This window comes from Collinsella aerofaciens (assembly GCF_040915545.1).
In the GTDB taxonomy this organism is placed as follows: domain Bacteria; phylum Actinomycetota; class Coriobacteriia; order Coriobacteriales; family Coriobacteriaceae; genus Collinsella; species Collinsella aerofaciens_BE.
Genome location: NZ_JBCPDH010000008.1, coordinates 53617 through 76296, shown reverse-complemented (window position 1 = coordinate 76296; position 22680 = coordinate 53617). Strand labels below are relative to the sequence as shown.

The 22680-nt window shown below is 58.5% G+C and carries 18 protein-coding genes; 9 read left to right on the top strand and 9 right to left on the bottom strand.

Annotated features, from left to right (window positions below; genetic code table 11):
* The first annotated feature begins 183 nt into the window (after positions 1 to 183).
* Positions 184 to 375 carry a hypothetical protein gene (locus tag AB5202_RS04475; protein ID WP_117746649.1) on the top strand — a complete coding sequence of 64 codons (192 nt, stop codon included), beginning with the start codon at positions 184 to 186 and terminating at the stop codon, positions 373 to 375.
* 35 nt (positions 376 to 410) lie between these two features.
* Here the strand turns inward: AB5202_RS04475 and AB5202_RS04470 are convergent, their stop codons facing one another.
* Positions 411 to 1820, bottom strand: coding sequence for an APC family permease (locus tag AB5202_RS04470; protein ID WP_117746650.1), 1410 nt, complete (start codon positions 1818 to 1820; stop codon positions 411 to 413).
* Between AB5202_RS04470 and AB5202_RS04465 the strand changes: the two genes are divergently transcribed.
* A complete protein-coding gene (locus AB5202_RS04465) occupies positions 1819 to 2088 on the top strand; it encodes a hypothetical protein (RefSeq protein ID WP_368144427.1) in 270 nt (89 codons plus the stop codon). The genes AB5202_RS04470 and AB5202_RS04465 overlap by 2 nt on opposite strands.
* A 278-nt stretch (positions 2089 to 2366) precedes the next feature.
* Here the strand turns inward: AB5202_RS04465 and AB5202_RS04460 are convergent, their stop codons facing one another.
* The 3 genes from AB5202_RS04460 to ptcA form a co-directional block, all read right to left on the bottom strand.
* The gene (locus AB5202_RS04460) at positions 2367 to 3572 is read right to left on the bottom strand and encodes an agmatine deiminase family protein (protein ID WP_368144428.1); all 1206 of its coding nucleotides are present in this window, start codon (positions 3570 to 3572) and stop codon (positions 2367 to 2369) included.
* A 368-nt stretch (positions 3573 to 3940) separates the two neighbouring features.
* Positions 3941 to 5380 (bottom strand): APC family permease, encoded by a 1440-nt coding sequence (locus AB5202_RS04455; RefSeq protein WP_022093785.1) that lies wholly within the window; start codon positions 5378 to 5380, stop codon positions 3941 to 3943.
* Between the two features lie 133 nt (positions 5381 to 5513).
* Positions 5514 to 6587 carry a putrescine carbamoyltransferase gene (ptcA, locus tag AB5202_RS04450; RefSeq protein WP_117583532.1) on the bottom strand — a complete coding sequence of 358 codons (1074 nt, stop codon included), beginning with the start codon at positions 6585 to 6587 and terminating at the stop codon, positions 5514 to 5516.
* A 330-nt stretch (positions 6588 to 6917) separates the two neighbouring features.
* Between ptcA and AB5202_RS04445 the strand changes: the two genes are divergently transcribed.
* The gene (locus tag AB5202_RS04445) at positions 6918 to 7883 is read left to right on the top strand and encodes a response regulator transcription factor (protein WP_368144429.1); all 966 of its coding nucleotides are present in this window, start codon (positions 6918 to 6920) and stop codon (positions 7881 to 7883) included.
* Between the two features lie 329 nt (positions 7884 to 8212).
* On the opposite strand, the gene AB5202_RS04440 is transcribed toward AB5202_RS04445, so the two are convergent.
* Both AB5202_RS04440 and AB5202_RS04435 read right to left on the bottom strand, forming a co-directional pair.
* Entirely contained in the window at positions 8213 to 10450 is a 2238-nt protein-coding gene (locus tag AB5202_RS04440; RefSeq protein WP_368144430.1) for an ABC transporter permease, read from the bottom strand.
* A complete protein-coding gene (locus AB5202_RS04435; protein ID WP_368144432.1) occupies positions 10440 to 11225 on the bottom strand; it encodes an ABC transporter ATP-binding protein in 786 nt (261 codons plus the stop codon). Before AB5202_RS04435 ends, AB5202_RS04440 begins: the two co-directional genes overlap by 11 nt.
* A 148-nt stretch (positions 11226 to 11373) precedes the next feature.
* On the opposite strand from AB5202_RS04435, the gene vsr reads away from it, so the two are divergent.
* The 3 genes from vsr (at position 11374) to AB5202_RS04420 (ending at position 14471) form a co-directional block, all read left to right on the top strand.
* Positions 11374 to 12363, top strand: coding sequence for a DNA mismatch endonuclease Vsr (gene vsr, locus AB5202_RS04430; protein ID WP_368144433.1), 990 nt, complete (start codon positions 11374 to 11376; stop codon positions 12361 to 12363).
* A gap of 498 nt (positions 12364 to 12861) precedes the next feature.
* A complete protein-coding gene (locus AB5202_RS04425) occupies positions 12862 to 13791 on the top strand; it encodes an AraC family transcriptional regulator (protein WP_368144435.1) in 930 nt (309 codons plus the stop codon).
* A gap of 56 nt (positions 13792 to 13847) precedes the next feature.
* Positions 13848 to 14471: an HAD family hydrolase gene (locus tag AB5202_RS04420; protein ID WP_368144437.1), complete on the top strand. Its 624-nt coding sequence runs from the start codon at positions 13848 to 13850 to the stop codon at positions 14469 to 14471.
* Between the two features lie 431 nt (positions 14472 to 14902).
* On the opposite strand, the gene AB5202_RS04415 is transcribed toward AB5202_RS04420, so the two are convergent.
* Positions 14903 to 15760 (bottom strand): class II fructose-bisphosphate aldolase, encoded by an 858-nt coding sequence (locus tag AB5202_RS04415; protein WP_022095149.1) that lies wholly within the window; start codon positions 15758 to 15760, stop codon positions 14903 to 14905.
* Positions 15761 to 16094: 334 nt separating this feature from the next.
* Between AB5202_RS04415 and AB5202_RS04410 the strand changes: the two genes are divergently transcribed.
* Positions 16095 to 16898 carry a DeoR/GlpR family DNA-binding transcription regulator gene (locus tag AB5202_RS04410; protein ID WP_368143699.1) on the top strand — a complete coding sequence of 268 codons (804 nt, stop codon included), beginning with the start codon at positions 16095 to 16097 and terminating at the stop codon, positions 16896 to 16898.
* Positions 16899 to 16963: 65 nt separating this feature from the next.
* Here AB5202_RS04410 and AB5202_RS04405 read toward each other — a convergent pair whose 3' ends face one another.
* Together AB5202_RS04405 and AB5202_RS04400 are read right to left on the bottom strand one after the other, a co-directional pair.
* A complete protein-coding gene (locus tag AB5202_RS04405) occupies positions 16964 to 18124 on the bottom strand; it encodes an FprA family A-type flavoprotein (RefSeq protein WP_368143700.1) in 1161 nt (386 codons plus the stop codon).
* Positions 18125 to 18253: 129 nt separating this feature from the next.
* Positions 18254 to 19240, bottom strand: a complete 987-nt coding sequence (locus AB5202_RS04400) for a LacI family DNA-binding transcriptional regulator (protein WP_368143733.1) — start codon at positions 19238 to 19240, stop codon at positions 18254 to 18256.
* A gap of 383 nt (positions 19241 to 19623) precedes the next feature.
* Between AB5202_RS04400 and AB5202_RS04395 the strand changes: the two genes are divergently transcribed.
* Entirely contained in the window at positions 19624 to 20829 is a 1206-nt protein-coding gene (locus AB5202_RS04395; protein ID WP_368143701.1) for a galactokinase, read from the top strand.
* Positions 20820 to 22448 (top strand): UDP-glucose--hexose-1-phosphate uridylyltransferase, encoded by a 1629-nt coding sequence (locus tag AB5202_RS04390; protein ID WP_368143702.1) that lies wholly within the window; start codon positions 20820 to 20822, stop codon positions 22446 to 22448. Before AB5202_RS04395 ends, AB5202_RS04390 begins: the two co-directional genes overlap by 10 nt.
* Positions 22449 to 22680: the final 232 nt, after the last annotated feature.

Here is a 22680-nt window from a genome sequence, read left to right as displayed (position 1 = left end):
GGGTATCGGGTTCCCACATTCATCCGCACATGTGCGGATGAATGTGGGAAGTGTTCGGATGAAGTTGATAATCAAGGCTGTGAGGATGTTGACAGATTCTTTGCCGCAAGATTAGACTCACCGATTAAACGTACTGTATTGTTTAGATAAACAAGCTGTGTCTCACCGATGAAAGGAGATGCCATGACACCGATCGCTCCGCTCAAGATGCTCGTCGCGCCCGCCGCCAAGGCCATCACCCGACTCGGTTCTTCCATGACCTACGACAATGTCCCCTGCGCCGTTGAGGCGCGTTCGGACAGCTGCCCCTACCTGGGCCACGTCCCCTACTTTGCACCCAAGCTCGCATCTGATCCCGAGCAGCGTGAGCAGTAATCCAAGATGCATCTAGCACCGCACAACTCGCGGCGCTACTGTTTTGGTGCAAAGCGACCTGTCCCCCTTGCGCCAACGCCGGGATTGTCGATGCTGCGGCCGCGGCGCGATATGAGGCGCGAAACCTCGCCCAGCAACACGCCGATCACCACACCCATGAGGATCGGCAACTTTGACATCTCGGCGGGCGAGCTGTTAAGCGGCACGATTGTCGCAACAATCGAAAGCACGAGTTCTACCACCGGCACCGCAAGCGCTACCGCAAGCACCTTGCCCTCGAAGGGCGCGCGAAACACACGCGGGCGGTCGTCGTATTTACGCAGGCGCCAAAACGCCGGGAACATCGGGATATAGCTCATGAGCAGAAAGACGACGTTCATCGAGAAGAAGACCCAAAAGACGTCGGAACCTTCACCCAGCGGAATCTGAAGTAGCAGCACCAAGCTGGCAAAACAACCGTTAATGAGTGCCGAGCCGTTGGGCATGCCGGTCTTCTTGGACACCAGCGCAAAGGGACGCGGCATGTTGCCATGGCGCGCGGCATAGCTCGCCACGTTGTTGACGCCAAAGCTCCAACAGATCATGTTGGCAAACAGCGTTACCAGAAAGGCCACGCCCACGACCATCGTCAGCGGGTGAGCGCGCCCCACCATGGCGGCAACCGCGTCCACAATGCCCGAATCGAGTGAAAGCTGCTCGGTGGGAACCGCGGCTCCAATACCGATGCCACAGATAATGTAGATCGCCGCGATGGCAACGCCACCGGCGATAACCGCCTTGGGGATATCGCGCGATGGGTTCTTCATCGTGCTGGCAAAGGTCGCGACCACCTCAAAGCCCATAAAGTTGAATAGGATGATTGAAAGATACGTCAGTGAGTTAGTGTCTCCCAGATCGGGGACAAATGTCTTAAACGACATATCGTTGGCAAAGCCGTTGTTGCAGGCAAACCAGATGCCGATGATTCCCACCACGGCGGTAATGAGCACCTTGATGACGGCGCCGCCATCCATGACCCAATCGGCCTCGGCCACCGGCTGCATTGCCATGACCGTGACGCCCCACACAAAGGCAAGCTCGATGGCAATTCGGACCCCAAGCGAAAATTCGATGCCCCATACCGCATTGATGACACTGGGGAACATGCAGGCGATACTTGCCACCCACAGTGGAAAGTTGACCCAATAGCACCAGGAGCAGCGTGCACACCAACGGTCTCCCAAGCCCAGGCGAACCCAGTCGTACAGGCCGCCCTCGGAATCGAACGCCGTACCGAGCTCGGCCACCACCAGGCCATAGGGAAGCAAAAACGTAATGATAAGGAAGATCCACCAGAAGAACTGCACGTTACCCATGGCAGATGCCGGAGCAGCCGCCTCGATGGTAAAGACAACGCAGATAACCGAGAGGATGACCTCGAACAGGGAGAACTTTTTACCTGCCATGGCACGCTTCCCCTACAGCAAAAAGGATGGCATCTGTACCGAAGGCGCAGCCCAAGGTAGGGTTGCAGGCCGCGTCACCGGTGCAGGTGCCATCCCAAAGAGAAGAGAGGATGCAATTGTTGGACCAACGCTCGCGGAACAGGCGCGTGTATATAACGATACGCTGGTACATAGATACTCCGATCAAAACGGCCGCGATTGCGACCGGTATCTTTTGGCAATTGAAGACGCGTCTGACCTGGGATATTCAAGCGAACAATTGGCCTAACCCGCAATAAATCCCAGATCAGACGCGTACTCAATCAAAGAGGCGGGCACTCCGAAGTGGAGGCAACGGAGTGCCCAAAGAAAAACCCAGCCGACCAAGACATCGAATAAACCGACCATCAATGCCCCGAGATGGTCACGGTGCGATTCACCGACTGTCCGATTGATCGGCTGGGTTTCTGAGGTGCGGCAGATTGCCCTGAAAGAGGAGGGCATAGACCTTAAGGGTCATGCCCGACGATTGAAGGGCAAGGTGCCGTGCCTCGGGAAGACAGACAATTACGCGGACGGCTCCTGCTGAGTAATGCAGTGGATGTTGCCGCCACCGAAGACGACCTGCTCGGACTGAACGCCGACGCACTTGTAGACGCCCTCGCCCCAGACCTCGTCGTAGATCTTCTGGAGCGTGTCGACGGCCAGCTGGTCGTTCTCGTCGCCGTACTGCGGGACGATAACGCCGTGGTTGGTCACGAGGTAGTTCATGTAGGAGGCGATCAGCGGCTCGTCGGGGACGCGCGGCTCGGCGTTCTCGTCGGCGTCGATGGTGTCGCAGGAAGCCTGGTCCATGAACAGCGGGTTCACGGGCATGCAGAGCTTGTAGACCTTCATCTTGCGGCCCTTGGCGTCGACGGCGTTGGAGAGGGTCTCGTAGGCAGCGTGGCACTGCTCGTAGAACGGATACTCGGGATCGTCGGTCCAAATGCAGGCCATGACGCCCGGCGCGATGAACGTGGCGACGTCGTCGATGTGGCCGTTGGTCTCCTCGGGGTCGATGCCCTCCTTGACCCAGATGACCTTCTCGACACCCAGGAAATCCTTGAGGTGCTCGTCCATGTAGGCGCGAAGCTCCTCGCTCCAGGGCTCAAACTTCTTGCGGTACTTGGGCCAGATGGACTCGGGATCCTCTTCCTCCTCCAGAACCGCAGAGCAGGTGCGGCCCGGGGAAAGCAGGCACTGGTCGGTCACGACAAGGGTGCCCTCGCCGTCGACGGTGATGGAGCCGCCCTCGAGGATCATGTCGTCGGGACGATAGCGGCGGCAGCCGGAGAGCTCAGCCATCTTGAGGGCGATCTGCTCGTCCTTGTCCCACGGGAAGTACAGGCCGTCGACGAGGCCGCCGTAGGCGTTGAAGTGCCAGTGGTTGGCGCGCTTCTCGCCCTTGCCGTTGATGACGTAGGTGGCGGCAGTGTCGCGGAACCAGGCGTCGTCGGTGGTCATCTCGATGACGGTGACGTTCTCGTCGTTCTCGAAGACGGCCTTGCAGTTGGCGTAGTCGACCTGGTTGGCGCACATATAGACCGGGGTGAACTCGGAGATGGCGCGGGCGATGGCGGCATACTGCTTCTGGGCCGGCTTGGCGCCGTGGGCCCAGGTGTCGGTGCGGTGGGGCCAGCCCATCCACACGCGATCCTGCGGGGCGAACTCGGCGGGCATGAAGAAGCCGTCGGCCTTGGGGGTGGACTCGGACTCGGTGATCGTACGCATAAGATTTCCTCCAAATCGAACGATCGCTTGCTGCGGGCGGGTTACCCGCAGCCTAAAACCAAGAGATGGTAGGCGCCCGTTCCCCGGCAAAGGTCGGGGCGCCCGGTGCCGGTTTTCACGGAATCGCACCGGCAAGCGACGACGTAACCAAGTGCGCGGAGACAAAACGCACGAAGGATACGGAAGAGAGATTGGGGTGGGCGGTGGTTACCGGAGCTATCGCTCACACCCACCCCGGGGGAATGGTTAGCAAACCTGTCGCTTGGACACGCCTCCGAAGAGGCTAGAGTGCCCGGAGTCGGGAGCGACAAGCCCGACGAAGCGCGCGTTGGTACACGAGGAGGGTTGGAGCCCCAGAACCGGGTGCTCTAGTTCTCCTCGGCCTCGGCGGCCTCCTCAGCGAGACGCTGGGCTGCGAGCTCAGGGGTCAGACCCTTGTACTCGGTCTCGCGGCCCTTAGCGCTGACGACGCGGACGACCTCGCCGATGAGCACGAGCACGATGAAGATAACGATCATCGGGACCTTGTCGCCAATTTCAGCAGCGGAGAACGGGATCAGCGTGGCAACGATGGCAAGAACCAGCTCGATGCAGGGGATGGCCAGCATGACCTTCATCATGGCGCCCTTAAACGGGAACGTGAAGATGCGCTCACGGTTGGGGTCGTTCTTACGAAGGTTGAGGAACGCCGGGAACATCGGGATGTAGGTCAACAGCAGGAAGACGACAGAGGTGCCAAAGAGCATCCAGAAGACACCGTTGGAGATGGCGTCGATGGGAACGAGCTGCAGGCACAGCACCAGGGAGGCAACGACAGCGTTGACCAGGTTGGCGCCGTTGGGCATGTCGTCATCCGAGATCATCGAGGCGAAGACCTTGGGCATGTTGCCGTGCTCGGCAGCGTAGCGAGCAACGGAGTTAACGCCGAAGGACCAAGCGGCCATATTGGCGAACAGGGTGATCAGGAAGGCGATGCAGATGACCTTAAAGATCATGGAGTCGCCCACCATGGTCTGGACTGCGACGATCATGCCGTAGTCGGGATCGATGGAGTCGGCCGGCACGGCGGCGCCGATGCCGAAGCCAGCGAACAGGTAGATCACGGCGATGGACAGGCCACCGACGATGATAGCCTTGGGGATATCGCGAGCGGGATCGGCCATGTCGTCGGTCATGGTGCAGATGACCTCGAAGCCCATGAAGTTAAAGATGATGATCGACAGGTAGCCGAGAGCGTTGGTGTTGGTGAGCTCGGGCAGGAAGGTGGCAGCGGACATGTCGTTCGCAAAACCGTTCTCCATGGCATACCAAATGCCCAAAGCGCCAACGATAACGGCAACGGCGACCTTGATGATGGCGCCACCGTTAAGGACCCACTCGGAGTCGGCCGCCTTGGAGCGGCCCATGAGGTAGACGATCCACACAAAGGCAAGATCGATACCCATCTTGGCGATCAAGTTGAACTCGACGCCAAAGACCATGCCCAAAATGTCGGGGAACATGGTAGCCAGCGAGGCGATCCACAGCGGGTAGTTGACCCAGTAGTAGTACGAGATGCGGGCGCCCCATTTGTCGCCCAGGCCATCGCGTACCCAGTCGTAAATGCCGCCCTCGCCGTCATAGGTGGTACCGAGCTCGGCGACAACCATGCCGTAGGGAAGCAGGAAGGTCAGGATCAGGAAGATCCACCAGAAGAACTGCTGGTTGCCAATGGCAGCAGCAGGAGCGGCGGCCTCGCAAACGAAGACGACGCAGATGATGGTCGAAATGACCGTCAAGAAGGAAAGCTTTTTCTTTCCGTCGCTCATGATGAGCTCCTTCGCTCAGTCTTGGACAGATCCGAGGCCCTAAGGTATTAAGGCAATTGCTTGGGCCTCGGTGAGCGGGCGACAGGAGACGAGCATCCGCCGCCCGCAAACGTGCTTTTAGAAGCCTTGAGGCTTAGAGCTGCTCGAGAGCCTCGAGAGCGGCGTGGAGCTCAGCCTTGGCGGAGTACTCGACACCCTCGTCGTTGAGCGGGGTGCGCTTGCCCAGGGCGGCAAGGAGAGCACGGATGGAGTGCTTGCGGTTCTCGGCCTCGACCCAGCACAGGGAGCGCTCGGGATCGTCCATGACTTCGTCGACGACCTCCTCGTTGCGGGTGGCCGGCAGGCAGTGCATGAACTTGGAGTTGGGGCCGGCAAAGTTCATCATGTCCATGGTGACCTGATACTTGGGATAGAACACGTCCATGTAGTTCTCGCCCGAGACCTCCTCGTCGTACAGGCCATACCACACGTCGGTGTAGATGAAGTCGGCGCCCTTGATGCACTCGATGTCGTCGGAGATGACGACAGAGCCGCCGGAGACCTTGCAGTTCTCCTCGGCGATGGCCATCATCTGCTTGCCGAACTCGGCGCGCTCCTCGACGGTGCCAACGTGCAGGCCGCCGTCGGGAATCTGGTGGCCCTTAGGTCCAAACTGGACAAACTTCATGCCGACCTTGGAGGCGATGAACATGAGGGAGACGCAGACCTGGGTGGCGTCGCCGATGAAGGCCAGGGTGCAGTCCTCGATCTTCTTGCCCTCGGGGAGGTTCTCGAGCATGGTCATGAGGTCGCCCATCTCCTGCGTGGGATGGTTGAACTCGGACATGCCGTTGATGACGGGCACAGCGGAGCCCTCGGCGAGGCCGACGACGTCCTTGTGACGGTCAACGCGAGCCATCATGATGTCGAGCAGCGAGCCCATAACGCGAGCGGTGTCGCCCAGGGACTCGTGACCGCCGAGCTGGATGGTGCCAGGGCCATAGAACTGAGCATGGCCGCCGAGGTCGGTCATAGCGGTCTCGAAGGAAAGACGAGTGCGGGTGGAGACCTGCTGGAAGATCATGCCAAGGCTCTTGTTGCGGAGCAGGTGCGGATAATAACCGTCAACCTTGATGGCCTTCTTCATTGCCAGACCAAGATCCTCGATAGCCAGGATCTGCTCTTTGGTGAAGTCGTTGGTGTCGATGAAATCCTTAGGCAGTGCCATGTCGATTTCCTTTCCGCCGGTCTTGCCGACTATTACTATGAGGCGCTCGAACATCACGCCTCGTGTTGACAAGACCATCATTCACCCGTATGCAATTTTTACCTAGTTTATTCGGGATTAAAGACCGTTCATGGAGTTACACCCCCTCTAAACCAATATAAACCCGCAGGTCAAGAGTTTACAGGGGGTTTACCATCTAGAACCGCGAACGGTATACGGCTATGCTGTATCTCGGCGCCTAATCCGCAATGAAACGAAGGGTTGAGACGTCTATATCCCACAAGGTATACAGAGCTCGGCCATAGAATAAATGAGATGGGACGGTGACAGATGAACACCCTGATGTTCTTCTATACCCTAGCGATACTCGTGATCTGTATCGTGACGGCGGTGCTCTCGCTTGCCGCCTATGCCTCGTCTCGTCGACGCTTCTTTATCTATGGCAGCGGCGTATTTATCTGCTATGCCATCGAGATGACCGAGATTTTCTTTTTTGAATACACGCTGCAAAACCAGAGTTTTCCAGCCAGCGACTATTACTCAATTACCATGCCTGTGTTGCGGACCTTTGTGGCGACCGCTTCGCAGGCTTTTTTTTGGCTCATTGCCATGGATTTGCTCGACAAGCATTCAAAAAAGCAGTTTGTCATTCCCGTCGCAACGTTCTTGCTGAGCGAGCTGCTGATTATCGTCGCTGTCCCCTACGGCCCCATTCATCAATGGCTCTACTACACGATGCGTCAGGTATTCCTTGTTTTCGTGGGGCTATATATCTTTTGGACGGCACGCAAGAGCACGCAAGTCGAGCTGAAGGCACGCGTTAACAACCAACGAAAGCACCTGATTATCGGCGCTATTCTGGTCGGTTGCATCGTTGCCGAGGATTTCTACAACATTCTGATTGTCCCCATGAGTCTGACGCCCTCTTGGCTGCAACTATATCTGTCCGAGCGCAACTTTAGCGAAAACGTCTTTGCCTGCTACTTTGCGATTCTGCTGATCATCTACTCCTACCACGTGCTTTCAATCCGCATGCAGGAGGCGCCCGAGGAAAAGAACGTCAGCGATCTTGATCGACACATCGAAGAGCAGATGCCCTTCTATCGCAACGCCTACAAGCTCTCCAACCGTGAGACCGAAGTTATGCGTCTGGTCGTACTGGGCAAATCGAACCAAGAGATCGCTGACGAGCTATTCCTTGCCGTGGGCACCGTCAAGACCCACATCCACAACATCCTGGTCAAAACCGAACAGCAAAACCGCACGACGCTCATCCTCCACTTTTGGAAGCGATAACCTGCCAAAAAGGGACAGGTTTATTTTGGCAGGTTTTATCTGGGCAAACGCCAAAAACCGCCGCGAGGGAGCTACTTTCCCTCGCGGCGGTTTTCTAGCAGTAAAACCAAGTGAGTAGGCTTTTGGCGGGATGCCGAGCACACCTCAAAACGCCACAGCCCTGACCTGCGATTTTATTGAGCACTTGCCGCGATGTGCTTGGCAGGTTCAAAATAGTCTACTCACTTGTATCTAAGACGCACCAGATTGGCAAAAACCGCCGCGAAAGGACCCCTGGTCCCTTCGCGGCGGTCATACGCCTCTGATTTTGCGACGATTTTGCCCGCTTGTTACTCGCTGTAACGGGTGGCGATGGCAGCTTGTACCATGCCGGTGCTCATGAGATAGGTCACCAGGAAGTAGCCACCGTATGCTACCAGAAAGATTGCACAGGTGAGGCCCACGGTGCCGCCGATGCTCATATTTCCGAAAATGCTCACCAGCTCGATGATCACCTTAAGTGCCACAAAGGAGTGCGCCAGGCCCACTGCCAGCGGGAACAGGAAGAATACCGCTTGCTGCGCCATCACCGAATGGCAAATCTTGCGGTCCTCACAGCCGATCTGTGCCAGCACACGATAGCTGCGGCTGCCGTCGGCCACGTTGGAGAGTTGCTGGATCGACAGAATCGCCGCGCATGCAACGACCAATACAAAGCCGATGTAGATGGCTAGGTAGCTAATAAGACCGTTCATTTGCGCTGCTTGCGTGTACATCTCGGAGCGTGTGATGAAGGTTCCCCACGACCCCGACTCCTTGCCGTCAACGAGCAGATTGTCGAGCACAGTGTATTTAATGCTCTCGTCTGCCTCGGTTGTATCCATCCCCTGTTTGTAGTTAACGAGCAGGCTACTGGAATACGGCTGCAGATTAAGCCGGGACAGCAGCTCATCGGCTACGACCACGGTACCCGGATTACTGCCCATCGCCGAGTTGGCGATGGCCGCCGTATCTTCGTCCGACTTATCGGTTGCGGGCTTGAGCGTATGCCCGCCCAAGGTAAGGGCATGGCCGCCAGCCATATACTTGGTGTACATGTCGACCAGCTCGCCGCCCATATCACACGTGAGCAGATACTGGTCGTGACCGATGTGCACCGGCTCCTTGCCCATCATCTGGCGCAGTTTGTTGTACTGGCTCGCCGGCGTCACAAACAGACCCATCGCATCGGCATTGCTACCCCCGAACGCCTTGGGAAGCTTTTCGCCCATGATCTTGCACATCTCACTTGGGGTCACCGAAGGATCCGAACCGCCAAACGGGTAACTCAGATACGAATCGATCTGCACATGCTCACCGGCAACATCGGCGATATTGACCTTCTTGCCGGTCTCGTCGTTGTTGTCCGCCGACTTGCCCTTAATACCGTCTGCAACGTTATCGTGATCGATACGATCGCCGTGCCATGCGGAGTACAAATCGACCGTACTATCGGCCAGCACCATGCGATCGGCTTCAGACGGATTGATGTACTCTTTGTAGTAGTCGAGCGTATCGGGCGTGTAATAGACATACGTCTGTGACACGTCAACAGGGTTATAGCGCTCCAGGTTTTCGTTCATCACATTGGCAATCGACATACCGCACGTCACCGAGGTGATGGCCAAAAACAGAAGCATCGCGATGACGCCCATCGAAAAGCACACCGTGTTGACCTTGGCCGCAAGCTGGCGCACGGTAAACATGTTGAGGCCGCGCCAATACACGCCGCGCAGGCTCTGCAGCAGCTTGATGAGCATGCCCGAGAGTCCCCAGAACAGGGCAAAGGTGCCCACGGTAACCATAGCGGTCGTAATACCAAACTGGTTCATGGCCTCTTGCAGCTTGCTGTCCGTCGCGGCTAGCGGGAACCCATCACGTAGCAGACGGTAATAGGCCACGCCCACAAGCACCACGCCCACGGCAAAGATGGCAATCGCGATCCAGGGGTTGCGTGTCTTGATGCTCTCGTTGCGACGCTCGGCACCCATAAGCTCGATGAGTTTGGTACGACGCACGGCGCGAAGGTTCAGCAGTAGCGTGAGCACAAACATTACGAGCATGCAGGCAAGGGTCAGATTGAACGCATGCACCGAGAAAAAGAAGTGGAAATTGGCGATCTGTGTCTTAAAAAGCGAGGCCGTAAAGAACGTCATGAGCTGGGAGAGTCCCACACCCAGCACAATGCCGGCGACAAAGGCCACGACCGACACTATCACGGTCTCGAGCGCCATGATCGTGGCGACGCGCCCACGCCCCATGCCGAGCACCTGGTACAGGCCAAACTCCTTCTTGCGGCGTTTCATGATGAAGTTATTGGCATACACCATCAAAAAGGCCATGACACCGGCCAAAAAGTACGTCAGGTCGCCGAGCATGCTGCCCATTACCTGCGCCAAGCCCTTTTCATCGATTCCGGCGATGTCGACCTGCATCGAGATGGTGTTAAAGGCGTAGAAAACCGTAACGCCCAGGGTGAGCGTCAAAAGGTAGACGAGGTAGTCGCGGCCGGCGCGGCGGACGTTGCCCCAAGCGAGTTTACAGAGCATCGGAGCCCTCACCGCCCATCATGGCAACGACCTCCATAATGCGGTCGAAGAACTCTCGGCGGTCGGTGTCGCCGCGGCGCAGCTCGGTGAAGATCTTGCCGTCGCGGATAAACAGCACGCGGCTCGTGTAGCTGGCAGCAAAGCTGTCATGCGTGACCATGAGCACGGTGGCGCGCAGGCGGCGATTGAGGGACTCCAGGCTCTCGAGCAGCAGGCGGGCGCTCTTGGAATCGAGGGCGCCGGTGGGCTCGTCGGCCATGATCATGGTGGGGTCGGTGACGAGCGCGCGAGCCGCGGCAACGCGCTGCTGCTGACCGCCGGACATCTGGTAGGGATACTTGTCGAGCACCTGACTGATGGACAGGCGCGCTGCCACATCTTGCACGCGGGTCGAGATCTCTGCCGAGTTTGTGCGGGCGATGGTGAGCGGCAGGGCGATGTTCTCGCGTGCCGTGAGCGTATCGAGCAGGTTGGAGTCCTGGAAGATAAAGCCGAGCTCCTCGCGGCGGAACTGCGAAAGCTTAGCCTGCTTCATGCGCGTCACGTCCTGCCCGTTGATGCGGATCGTGCCACTTGTGGCGCTATCGATGGTCGAGACGCAGTTGAGCAACGTCGACTTACCCGAGCCCGAAGCGCCCATGATGCCAACAAATTCGCCGCGGTTGACGGTAAAGCTGACGTCGTTGAGCGCGCGGGTCACGTTGCCCAGCGCTCCATATACTTTTTCGAGATGCGCGACCTCCAGTACCGGGGTCGCCATGTGCGTGGTTTGCATACCGAGTCCTTTCTTGCGATTAGTCTACGGCATCTATAGTCGCAAGAAGACGAGTCGGCTACCATCGATATGGCTTACGCTTGCCTTACCGTTGTGTAAGGTACAGGTAGCCGACCTGCCACGTGTTGATGTTGAGAGAGGACTCCTGTTGAAGACTGTTCATGTTGCCGCTGGGATCATTCGCAAGGAAGGATCTGACGAGCTGCTTGCCGTGCAGCGCGGCTATGGCGACATGCAGGGACTTTGGGAGTTTCCCGGCGGCAAGCTCATGCGCGGCGAGACACCCGAAGACGCCGTGCGACGCGAACTCATGGAAGAGCTGCAGGTCAAAGTCACCAACCTGCGTGATTTCTATACCGTTGAGTACGACTACCCCGATTTCCATCTCTCGATGGAGTGTTACTACTGCTCGCTGGCCAAAGAGTCTGGCGAGCCCCAGAAACATGACCGCCAGCTCGATATCCGCTGGATTCCACGCACCTCGCTTGCCACCGTTGAGTGGATGCCCGCCGACAAGGGGCTCATTGATGCCCTGATTGAGTTGAAAGAAGACCGGCTTGAGGCCAACGGCACTGCCAACGACGCCGAGGCCACCACGGCCGACAAACCCGCCACCAAACCCAAGCGCGCACCTAAGCGCCGCAGCAAGAAGCGTCCCAAGCCCGGTCTGCTCGACGGCATCGACACCTCGGACCTTTCCGCTGACGAGCGCGAACTGGTCCGCCGTCGCGCCGCCATCAAAAAGTCCATGAAGGGCAACAAGCGCGCCAACACCAAGCCCGAGCTGCTCGTTCGCCAGCGCCTGCGGGCAGCGGGCCTTACGGGTTATCGCTTGGAATGGAAGGTTCCCGGCAAGCCCGACATCGCCTTTCCCGGGCGCAAGATCGCCATCTTCGTCAACGGCTGCTTTTGGCATCGCTGCCCCAAGTGCAACCCCAGCCAGCCCAAGCGCAACGTTGAGTTTTGGGAGGCAAAGTTCCGTCGCAACGTCGAGCGCGACCGCGCTGCCATCAACGCACTTACCCAAATGGGCTGGACGCCCATCACCGTCTGGGAATGTGAGCTCAAGAAAGACCGCATCGATGCCACCATGGAAAAGGTCATCGAGCAGGTGCGCGCCGCAGAGCCGCAGCGCTAGGAGCGATCCGGCCACGCGCCCCACACAGGCGAGCCACATCCGCGCCACAAACCTTAGAAAACACTTAAGCTCAAAACCTTTCAAGAGTGTTACTCGATAGCTTTTACCTGCGGTTTCATCGTAACACCAAACCAGGTTAAGCCTTTCTTTAGCGCTTCTTTGCGACGTCCGCGGCATAATACTGCCAACGCACGGGATCTAGCAGCACACCCCGTGCGCAAACTTTTGGTGGACATCGAGGAGGCCGCATAAGCATGCATTCTTCCAATGACGCAGCACAGCAGCCATCCCTAAATCATGCGAACCTTTTCTCCTTCCCCCCGACACAGAGAAACGGCTTCCTCGACTCCCCCACCACAAAAGCCAAACGCTCAACCGACCAGAGCCACAACTTGCGAGCATCGTTCGAAAAGCTCCAAGCATCCCTAGACAAGGCGTTCCCCGAACAGGCAAGAGCAATCTAAGCCCATCGCGCTTTATACTGATGCCATGCGAAACATGGATCACATAGAATTGCACCGCGGAGGACGCGAGGAAGCGTTTCCCGAGACCGCCGAAGACTGGCCCTATATTGCCGAACGCGCAGAATTCGCTCGCTATCCGGGCAATTCCGTCCCCTGGCACTGGCATTCCGAAGTTGAGCTTTTCTACATGGAGCAGGGAGCGATTGACTATCGAACGCGCGCGACTCATGAGCACGTACGCTTTGAGGAAGGGTCCGCCGGCTTTATCAACGGCGGCGTTTTGCACAGCACGCTGCAATCACCCAATTCGGCGCCAGCCATTCAAATGCTGCATATCTTTCAGCCGTCGATGCTCGGCGATCCCGCGGGACGTCTCCAAAAGCGTTACATCAACCCATTGCTTCAATGTCGAGGCGTCGATGTGCTCAAATGGTCGCCCACCAATCCCGACGATATGCCCTTTATCGATTTGCTGAAGAGCTCCTTTAGCCACGACCTTCAACGGCCGCAGAACGAGATGGCGCTTCGAAATAGTTTGTCAGAGCTCTGGATTCAGATTAACGCCAAGGCCGAACCGCTCTTTTCTTCCGACGGCGCCTCTTGGATGACCAGCCGCGACGTACAGTTCAAGGCAATCCTGGACTTTATCCGCGCAAACTATGCAGCCGCTATAGATGTGCCTCAGATGGCATCTGCAGCCGGCGTAAGCGAAAGAGAGTGTTACCGCATTATCGAAACTTGTGCAGAAACGACCCCGGCGGCATATCTACGCGCATACCGCATAAACCGTGCTTGCGAACTTTTGGCACACACCACGCGAACGGTACAGACAGTCGCGCGCCAATGCGGAATTATAACAGCGAGCCATCTTGGCCAGGTATTTAAAGAACAAATGGGGTGCACTCCTTCGAGCTATCGAGCAGCGAGGCAGAATCTCGATAGCACCAGGCAGAAATCCCGCTAGCCCTTCTTCTGTCACTGCATCAAACTTGCAGGCAAACAACAGAGAGGAGCAATCATATGAAGCACTTTGACCATATCGCATTTGACGTTGATGGGACATTGGCAGATACAGAAGAAAGCGTTCTGTCATCACTTGGCCAGATTGTCCAAGAAGAAACCGGCAAAACGCTCCCCCGACACGAGCTTGAATTTGCCCTCGGCATACCCGGCAAGAACGCCCTTGAGAAACTTGGGATCTACTCACAGGCAACGCTGGATCGCTGGTGCCAAGTTGCCGCCAGCTTTAAAAGCACCATCAGCGTGTTTCCCGGCTTGCACGAAGTTATCGCAACACTCTCCGACAACGGCTGCAAACTTGGCATCGTCTCCTCACGTGCGCGCGACGAATACGCAAAAGAAATTGCACCCCTTGGCTTCGATAAGTATTTTGAGCACATCATCCTTGTCGAAGACACAACCGAACATAAACCCGCACCCGCTCCCATGCTCGAATATCTCCGGCGTACGGGCGCGAATCCTGGCAACGTCGTCTACGTTGGCGACACCGTCTACGACGAACAATGCGCAACTTCGGCAGGGGTCAGTTTTGCCAGAGCGGCATGGGGATCACACCAAGACATCCCAAACGCCACCTACAACCTCAAAACCCCCAACGACCTGCTAACCCTAACAACCAAGTAACCCCCGCGCCCCACCCTTTCAGACCTAACGCCACAAGGGCGACGACCTCGAGTAGGTCAACCTGGGAGGGACGAGGGCTTAGCTCCCCAATCTTTCCGCAGGGGGCAAAAAGCAACGTCTTATTTTTCCGACACTAACGCCACAAGGGCGATTGAGCAGGACGGTTTGGGCGGGTCCCGTACTTAGTTTCCAAAATCATTCCGCAGCGCGAAGGCTTCTTATTATTTTTCCGCCCTAACGCCACAAGGGCGACGACCTCGAGTAGGTCAACCTGGGAGGGACGAGGGCTTAGTTCCCCAATCTTTCCGCAGGGGGCAAAAAGCCTCGCCGCACGAAGTGCGCAGCGAGGCTATTTGCATGCCCGAGGACGATTGGGGAACTAAGCCCTCGTCCCTCCCCGGGATATGTAGCGAGTCGGAGTACCCTTGCTGTTACTCTGCTTTGCCCACAGAGTTGAGGTTGGTCATGCGGATCTTAACCAGCTCGGTGATCTCACGCATGCCCTCCTTGGCCGGCTTCTTGGGATCGAAGCAGGCGGGGTTCTCGGCCATGTAGGCCATGAAGCCCTTGGTGTAGGCCTGACGCAGCTCGGTGGCGTAGTTAACCTTGCAGATGCCGTTCTTCACGGCCTCGGCAACCTGCTCATCGGGCACACCGGAAGTGCCGTGCAGAACCAGCGGCACGTCGACGGCGTCGCGGATGGCCTTGACCACGGACTGCTCGATGTGCGGATCGCTCGTGTACACACCGTGGCTGGTGCCAACGCCAATAGCGAGGGAGGTGCAGCCGGTGCGCTCGACGAACTCCTTGGCCTCGGCCGGATCGGTGTAGGGGCTCTCGCCCTCAACTGCGGGACCGTCGTCCTCCTTGCCGCCAACCTTACCGAGCTCGGCCTCGACAGGCACGCCCATGGCGCGGCCAGCGTCGGCGACGGACTTGGTCAGGGCGATGTTGTCCTCGAAGGACTCGTGCGAACCGTCGATCATGACAGAGGTGTAGCCAGTGCGGAAAGCCTGCATGCAGCGGTCATAGCCATCGCCGTGATCGAGGTGCAGGGCGACGGGCACGGAAGCGCGCTCGGCGGCAGCCTTGACCATGCCGTAGAAGTAGTCCAGACCAGCGGTCTTGATGGTGCCCGGGGTGGTCTGCATGATGACGGGGGACTTGGTCTCCTCGGCAGCGGCCAGAACGGCCATAACAAACTCGAGGTTCTCGACGTTGAAAGCGCCGACGGCGTAGTGGCCGGCCTGAGCGTCCTTGAGCATCTTTTCGGTGGTAACAAGTGCCATGAGCGTTTGCTCCTCTCCCTCGCCCGCATCTGGACATCGGGCGTAGTTGTTCACAAGGCGTTTTACCTTGCGTTTTGCTGCGCCCATTGTATGAAATTCAGCAGCTTTGCACGCGCGAGATATTGAGCCCATGCAGGTCAATACAGTCATTTTTGAAAAGCAAACGGAAGAAATTTGAGCCGAGTGAACATGTTCGATATTGAATTTTGGGCGTTCAGCGTCTTTCTTTTATAGAAAAGATAAGTAATCGAAAGGTGTTTTCTTACCCAAAAAGAAAATGAACGAAAATAGAGTCAACACAATTCCTGCAAATTTAGCCGAGAATGGAGCAAGCATGGCCCAAGCCACCAACCGCGCTTTTGCCGACGAACGCCGTACCGCCATTATGGAAATGCTCGATCATAATGCCTCGGTGCAGGTAGCAGAAATCGCCCAGACCTTTGGCGTGTCCTCCGTCACCGCCCGCGCCGACCTGGACGCGCTCGCCGAAGCAGGCAAGCTGCGCCGCACGCACGGCGGTGCCGTATCACTCCACAAACGTCTGACCGTCTCCACGCAGGATCGCCGCATCAACGTCAACGTCGCCGCCAAGCAGGCCATCGCGCAAAGCGCCATCGAGCTCGTCAATGACGGCGACACGTTGCTCGTCGACTCGGGCACCACGGCGCTCGAGTTCGTCCGGCTCCTCGATCAACGCGACGGTATCACCGTCATCACAGCAGACATTACCATTGCCGATTACATCGACGAGAGCATGCCCTCAGTCGATGTCGTCATGCTGGGCGGGGCGTTGCGCAAAGGCCATCGTTATTTGTACGGACCGCTCACTATGCAAGCGCTCCAAATGGTCCATGCCGATCTGGCCGTCATGTGCCCCGGCGCCTTTGTCTCCAGCTGCGGCTTTACGACCGACTTTCCCCAGATGGCCGAGACCAAAACGGCTATGATCGCCGCGGCCCATCAAAGCGTCGCCCTCATGGACGCCAGCAAGGTTAACGGACGCGGCATGTACCGCTTTGCCGAGCTGACCGATGTCGACACCATCGTGATGGACCGTGACCCCGATCATGCCGTCGCCACCTCAATCGCCGAGATCGTCGACAACGCCCGCCCAAATCTCCTCATCGCCGGCGCTTAAACAAAAACCACCACAAAGGTGCCTGTCCCCTTTGTGATGGTTGAGCGTCAAAAGTGAATGTGTCGCTACTTGGACAGCTCGTCGGCGAGAACCTCGATCTGAGCGCGCGAGGCGTCGTTGAGCGAGCCCAGCACGGTCACCTTGTTCTGCGTCAGGGTGATGTCCTTCATACCCTCGAGCTCCTTGGTCATAACCTTGGCGGCAGCGGGCGCCCAGGAACCGGACTCGACAAGCGCCACGGTACGGTTCTGGTAGGCATGCTCGGCGAGCGTGTGGATAAAGGTGCTCATGCACGGGAAGATCTCGCCCTGATAGGTAATGGAGGCGAGCACCAGACGGTCGTAGCGGAACGCATCCTCAACGGCCTCGGCCATGTCGTCGCGAGCCAGATCAAAGACGGAGACCTTCTGGCCGCGAGCCTCGAGCGCAGATGCGAGCTCCTCGACGGCAGCCTTCAGATGGCCATACACGCTCGCATAGGCGATCGTGATGCCCTCGTCCTCGGGCTGATAGCTCGACCAGGTGTTATAGGTGTCGAGGTAGTAGCCCAGGTTCTCGGTCAGCACGGGGCCGTGGAGCGGGCAGATGATCTGGATGTCCAGGTCGGCGGCCTTCTTGAGGACGGCCTGCACGAACTTGCCGAACTTACCGACGATGCCAAAGTAGTAGCGGCGAGCCTCGCAAGCCCACCCTTCCGGATCCTCGATGTCGTTGGCGCCAAACTTGCCAAAGCCGTCGGCACTAAAGAGCACCTTGTCGGTGGACTCGTAGGAGAAGATCACCTCGGGCCAGTGAACGTTGGGGGCGCCGATAAAGGTCAGGCTGTGGCCGCCCAGGTCGAGCACATCGCCCTCTTTGACGACCATCTTGCGCTCGGGGTAGTCGGTGCCAAAGTAGTTGACCATCATGCGGAAGGCGCCCATGCTAGCCACAATCTGGGCCTGGGGATAGCGCTCCATAAAGGCGGCGATACCGGCGGAGTGATCGGGCTCCATGTGATGGACAACCAGGTAGTCGGGCGTACGGCCGTCGAGCGCGGCCTCGAGGTTGCCGAGCCATTCGTCGACAAAGCCAGCGTCAACCGAATCGGCGACGGCGATCTTGTCGCCCAAGATAACGTAGCTGTTGTATGCCATACCGTTCTCGGACACGTCGTACTGGCCCTCGAACAGGTCAATGTCGTGATCGTCGACGCCAATGTAGCGGATATCCTTGGTGATCTCCATCAGGCAAAGCCTCCTAGATAGACAAAAGAGCCCGTCTATCATAGCACTCGGCAGCATTCCAACTGTTATCTGCCGGCATCCTTACCGATTGTTATTGAAATACGATAAATCGCCGTTTACCTGCACAAACTATACGCGCGGTGCCACCGTACTATGTCGAATAACGAGTTGGCCGGGAATACGAATGGCAACGGTTTTGCCCGCCGTACCCGCCTCGGGAACCGCATGCTCGAACACCTCGCGTCCGCGCTGATGTAGATCGAATCGCACGGTCGTGAGCTCGTTGTGTGCTACAAAATCATCGAGCGAATCATCGACGCCCACCACGCTTACGTCCTCGGGCACGCGCAGACCGCTATCGCGCAGCGCGGCAATCGCGCCATTTGCCATCTGGTCGTTTGCCGCATAGATCGCCGTCATAGTGCGGTCGTGCTCGGCCAGATATCTGCCGGCCTCGTAGCCACTGTTGGCAGACCAGTCTCCCTCGAGCGGCGCATGCGGTTGAATGTGTTTACGCTCGAGCGCATCCTGCCAACCGGCGCGACGAAATTGCTCGTCGACTGAGAACGACGGGCCGCCGATATAGCGAATCTGCTCGTGCCCCAGCTCAAACAGATGATCCATTAGCAAGAGCGAGCAGCCGTAATGGTCGGAATCGACCGTGGTCACCCGCGGGTGCGCGTACATGGTAACGATGACCGTGCCAATGCCCGGCAGTGGATCAAACGTCTCAAAATCGGGCGCCATGCGGCTCATGCCGATGATGATGCCGTCCACCGGCAATGCGGCCATACGACGCGTGGCCTCGGCAAGCGAAAACTCCTCGGTCTTGGACATCTCGACCAGCGTGATGGCGCAATTATGCTCGCGAGCAGCACTGGCGATGCCGTCGATCATTGAGAGGTTGCCAAACTTGGTGACATCGTTGATGCATAGGCCGACCGAATGGTAACGGCCGTCGCGCAGCGAGCGACCGGCATAACTCGGACGAAAGCCGAGCTCTTGCATAGCGGCCTGCACGCGCTGGCGCGTCTGCTCGTTAACGTTGGGCAAGCCGTTGGCGACGCGCGAAACCGTCTGCTGCGAAACGCCGGCAGCGCGGGCGACGTCAGCCATGGAGACCGGACGCGAACTGGTATCGTTGGACGGGCGCCTTGCCACAGGATCACCTTCACCCTTGCGAGATCTGAATAGCGTGAATGCCGGCCCGGGCAGTAATACATCCCGCGCCGAGGCCCGCTATCGTCGGACGCATGTTAACGTACTCTACTTTTTCTATCTGCATCTCTTCTGCTTTATAAGTCCATACGGCAGTACCGTTCACGGCTGTATTTCTACCGATTACCAGATTCTCAAAAAGTGACAAGCGATGTGTTATGAGTACGTTAACATAGCCCGTAACGTGCGGTATCGTGAACACTTGGTTCATACCGCTACAAGTTGTTAACGTACTCATAACGACGCAAAACCCACCCGGGCACGCCAAGGAAAGGACCCCCATGACCACCCCCGACGAAAAGACATTCGCCACACTCACCAAGCTGTTTGAGGAGGAGTTTGGCCCCATCGGCGACCGCCAGGTGCTCTACGTGCACGCGCCCGGCCGTTCCGAAATCAGCGGCAACCACACCGACCACGAGGGTGGCCACGTTATCGCCGGCTCGCTCGATGTCGCCGTCGACGGCATCGCCGTGGCAACCGATTCCAACAAGGTTCGCGTAGCCGACGAGGGCTATCCCACGTTTGAAATCGCGCTCGACACGCTAGACGTTCAGGAGTCCGAGAAGGGCACGTCCGCAAGCCTTGTGCGCGGTATGGCCCACGAGATTGCAGCCCTGGGTGTTGAGCCCCACGGCTTTGATTTCGCCTTCACCTGCTCCGTTCCCTCGGGCGGTGGCCTCTCCAGCTCCGCTGCCGTCGAGGCCGCATACGGCCGCGCCATGGAGACGCTCTGGAGCGCACCCGCCATTGAGCCCGTCACGCTTGCGCAGATGAGCCAGCGCACCGAGAACAACTACTACGGCAAGCCCTGCGGTCTGATGGACCAGGCCGCTGTGTGCCTGGGCGGCCTTGCCTACATGGACTTTGAGGACCAAGCTCAGCCTAAGACCCAAAAGCTCGAGCTCAACTTTGAGGATCACGGCTATGCGCTCGTGCTCGTTAAGGTTGGCGCAGACCATGTGGCAGCTACCGATGACTACGCCGCCGTTCCGCGCGAGATGCAGGACGTCGCCGCCGAGCTTGGCAAGGCACGACTGTGCGAGGTCGACGTTGCCGACTTTGACGCCAAGCTCCCCGAGCTGCGCGCCAAGCTGGGCGACCGCGCCTGCCTGCGCGCCGTTCACTACTGGTACGAGAACGGCCTAGTCGACAAGCGCTGGGCAGCCCTGAACGCCGGCGATATCGACCAGTTCCTGACCCTGACGCGCGAGTCCGGCGCCAGCTCTGCCATGTACCTGCAGAATGTCGTTGCCAAGCTGGGCTCCGAGCAGCCCTCCATGTATGCGCTGGCACTTGCCGAGCACGTGCTCGACGGCCGCGGCGCCGTCCGCATCCACGGCGGTGGCTTTGGCGGCACCATTCAGGCCTTCGTGCCGCTCGACCTGGTCGACACCTTCATTGCCAAGATGAACGGCTGGCTGGGCGAGGGATCTGCCCGCCACTACGCGATTTCTGACAAGGGGGCTTACGCGGCATGGCTGTAACGACCGACGTGCGCGAAGCTGCGCAGAACCTGATTGAGTACGCCATCCACCGATCCATGATTGGGCAGGACGACCGTATCTGGGCCTACAACACCATTCTTGAGTGCATTGGCGCCACGGGCCCCGCGCTCGATATGGCCTGGGCGCTCCAGGTCGAGAAACTCTCGCTCTTGCACCCCGACACCCTGCCCAACTTTGACCTTGAAGGCACACTTGCCGCGCTTTCCGAGGCCGCCGTTACCAACGGTGCTGCCGAGGATACGGCATCGGGCCGCGATCGCATCGCCATGCGCATCATGGGTGTGCTGATGCCGAGGCCTTCGGTTGTAAACGAGGAATTCAACGGCCGCATTGGTGTCAACGAGCCCCGCGCCGCAACCGACTGGTTCTACGGTCTATGCTGCGACGCCGGCTACGTGCGCCGCGCCGCCATCGCGCGCAATATCAAATGGAGCACCCCCACCAACTGGGGCGACCTGGAGATCACCATCAACCTGTCCAAGCCTGAGAAGGACCCGCGCGATATTGCCGCGGCCGGTGCCGCCAAAAACACGAGCGAGAAGTATCCCGCCTGTCAGCTGTGCATCGAGAACGAGGGCTACCCTGGACGCTCCGCCGCAGCCGACGGCGGTGCCCATCCCGCCCGTCAGAACCTGCGAGTTATCCCTATCCAGCTCGACGGCGAGCGCTGGGGCTTCCAATACAGCCCGTACGCGTACTTTAACGAGCACTGCATTGCCATGAGCTCCGAGCATCGTCCGATGCACGTCGACCGCAAGGGGCTGACCTGCCTGCTCGACTTTGTCGACCTGTTCCCGCACTACTTTATTGGCTCCAACGCCGACCTGCCCATCGTGGGCGGCTCGATTCTGTCGCACGACCACTTCCAGGGCGGCGCGCACGAGTTCCCCATGATGCACGCCGCCGAGGTCTCGCAGTTTAGCATGCCCGGCTTTGACCAGGTCAGCGGTACCGTGTTGCAGTGGCCGCTTTCGGTGCTGCGACTGCGCTCGCACGACCGCGCCCAGCTGCTCGACGCCACCGAGAAGATTATCCTCGCCTGGCGCGAGTGGACCGATGAGTCTGTGGGCGTCATCGCGCACACAGCCGACGGCGTGGCCCACAACACCGTGACGCCCGTCATTCGCCGCGTGGACTCCCGCGGCAACGCCGGCGGCGAGATTTACGAGGCCTACCTGGCGCTTCGCTGCAATATCACGACCGACGAGCACCCGCTAGGCGTTTTCCACCCACATGCCGAGTACCACCACATTAAGAAGGAGAACATCGGCCTGATCGAAGTCATGGGCCTGGCCATTTTGCCGCCGCGCCTGGTTCCCGAGCTTGGCGCTGTCCGTGAGCATCTGCTGGCAGCCAAGGTCGATGCCAGCTACGACCTTGCCGGTGCGCTCGAGGGCGATGATCTTTGCCGCAGCCACGCCGCATGGGCTGAGGACGTCTTTGCCCGCCGCGCCGACGAGCTTACGGCCGACAACGCCATCGATATCCTGCACGAGGAGGTCGGCGTGGTGTTTGGCCACGTGCTCGACAACGCCGGCGTCTTTAAGTGGGACGAGGCAGGACGTGCCGCCCAGCAGCGCTTTATCGACTCGCTGTAGAGCACAGACCCGGACGCTCAACGGCAGCCCCCACGACATAGCCACCTACACGACCACGGCGCCCACCGGCAACATCGCCGACGGGCGCCGTTTTCTGATGCAAGGGTAGCTAATTTGCACCAAAACAAGGAGTGTTCCAAACTGCCGGCAGAGAAGGAACGTCCCCAGGTGCCGACCTAAACTCCCACATTATTCGATGGAAAAAAGTGGTTGCCTCACACATTATTCGATG

Excerpts from the sequence above, each read along its gene's own strand:
- AB5202_RS04475 (WP_117746649.1), top strand. The coding sequence starts at position 184 with ATGACACCGATCGCTCCGCTCAAGATGCTCGTCGCGCCCGCCGCCAAG.
- AB5202_RS04465 (WP_368144427.1), top strand. The coding sequence starts at position 1,819 with ATGGCACGCTTCCCCTACAGCAAAAAGGATGGCATCTGTACCGAAGGC.
- AB5202_RS04470 (WP_117746650.1), bottom strand. The coding sequence starts at position 1,820 with ATGGCAGGTAAAAAGTTCTCCCTGTTCGAGGTCATCCTCTCGGTTATC.
- AB5202_RS04460 (WP_368144428.1), bottom strand. The coding sequence starts at position 3,572 with ATGCGTACGATCACCGAGTCCGAGTCCACCCCCAAGGCCGACGGCTTC.
- AB5202_RS04455 (WP_022093785.1), bottom strand. The coding sequence starts at position 5,380 with ATGAGCGACGGAAAGAAAAAGCTTTCCTTCTTGACGGTCATTTCGACC.
- ptcA (WP_117583532.1), bottom strand. The coding sequence starts at position 6,587 with ATGGCACTGCCTAAGGATTTCATCGACACCAACGACTTCACCAAAGAG.
- AB5202_RS04445 (WP_368144429.1), top strand. The coding sequence starts at position 6,918 with ATGAACACCCTGATGTTCTTCTATACCCTAGCGATACTCGTGATCTGT.
- AB5202_RS04440 (WP_368144430.1), bottom strand. The coding sequence starts at position 10,450 with ATGCTCTGTAAACTCGCTTGGGGCAACGTCCGCCGCGCCGGCCGCGAC.
- AB5202_RS04435 (WP_368144432.1), bottom strand. The coding sequence starts at position 11,225 with ATGCAAACCACGCACATGGCGACCCCGGTACTGGAGGTCGCGCATCTC.
- AB5202_RS04425 (WP_368144435.1), top strand. The coding sequence starts at position 12,862 with ATGGATCACATAGAATTGCACCGCGGAGGACGCGAGGAAGCGTTTCCC.
- AB5202_RS04420 (WP_368144437.1), top strand. The coding sequence starts at position 13,848 with ATGAAGCACTTTGACCATATCGCATTTGACGTTGATGGGACATTGGCA.
- AB5202_RS04415 (WP_022095149.1), bottom strand. The coding sequence starts at position 15,760 with ATGGCACTTGTTACCACCGAAAAGATGCTCAAGGACGCTCAGGCCGGC.
- AB5202_RS04410 (WP_368143699.1), top strand. The coding sequence starts at position 16,095 with ATGGCCCAAGCCACCAACCGCGCTTTTGCCGACGAACGCCGTACCGCC.
- AB5202_RS04405 (WP_368143700.1), bottom strand. The coding sequence starts at position 18,124 with ATGGAGATCACCAAGGATATCCGCTACATTGGCGTCGACGATCACGAC.
- AB5202_RS04400 (WP_368143733.1), bottom strand. The coding sequence starts at position 19,240 with ATGGCTGACGTCGCCCGCGCTGCCGGCGTTTCGCAGCAGACGGTTTCG.
- AB5202_RS04395 (WP_368143701.1), top strand. The coding sequence starts at position 19,624 with ATGACCACCCCCGACGAAAAGACATTCGCCACACTCACCAAGCTGTTT.
- AB5202_RS04390 (WP_368143702.1), top strand. The coding sequence starts at position 20,820 with ATGGCTGTAACGACCGACGTGCGCGAAGCTGCGCAGAACCTGATTGAG.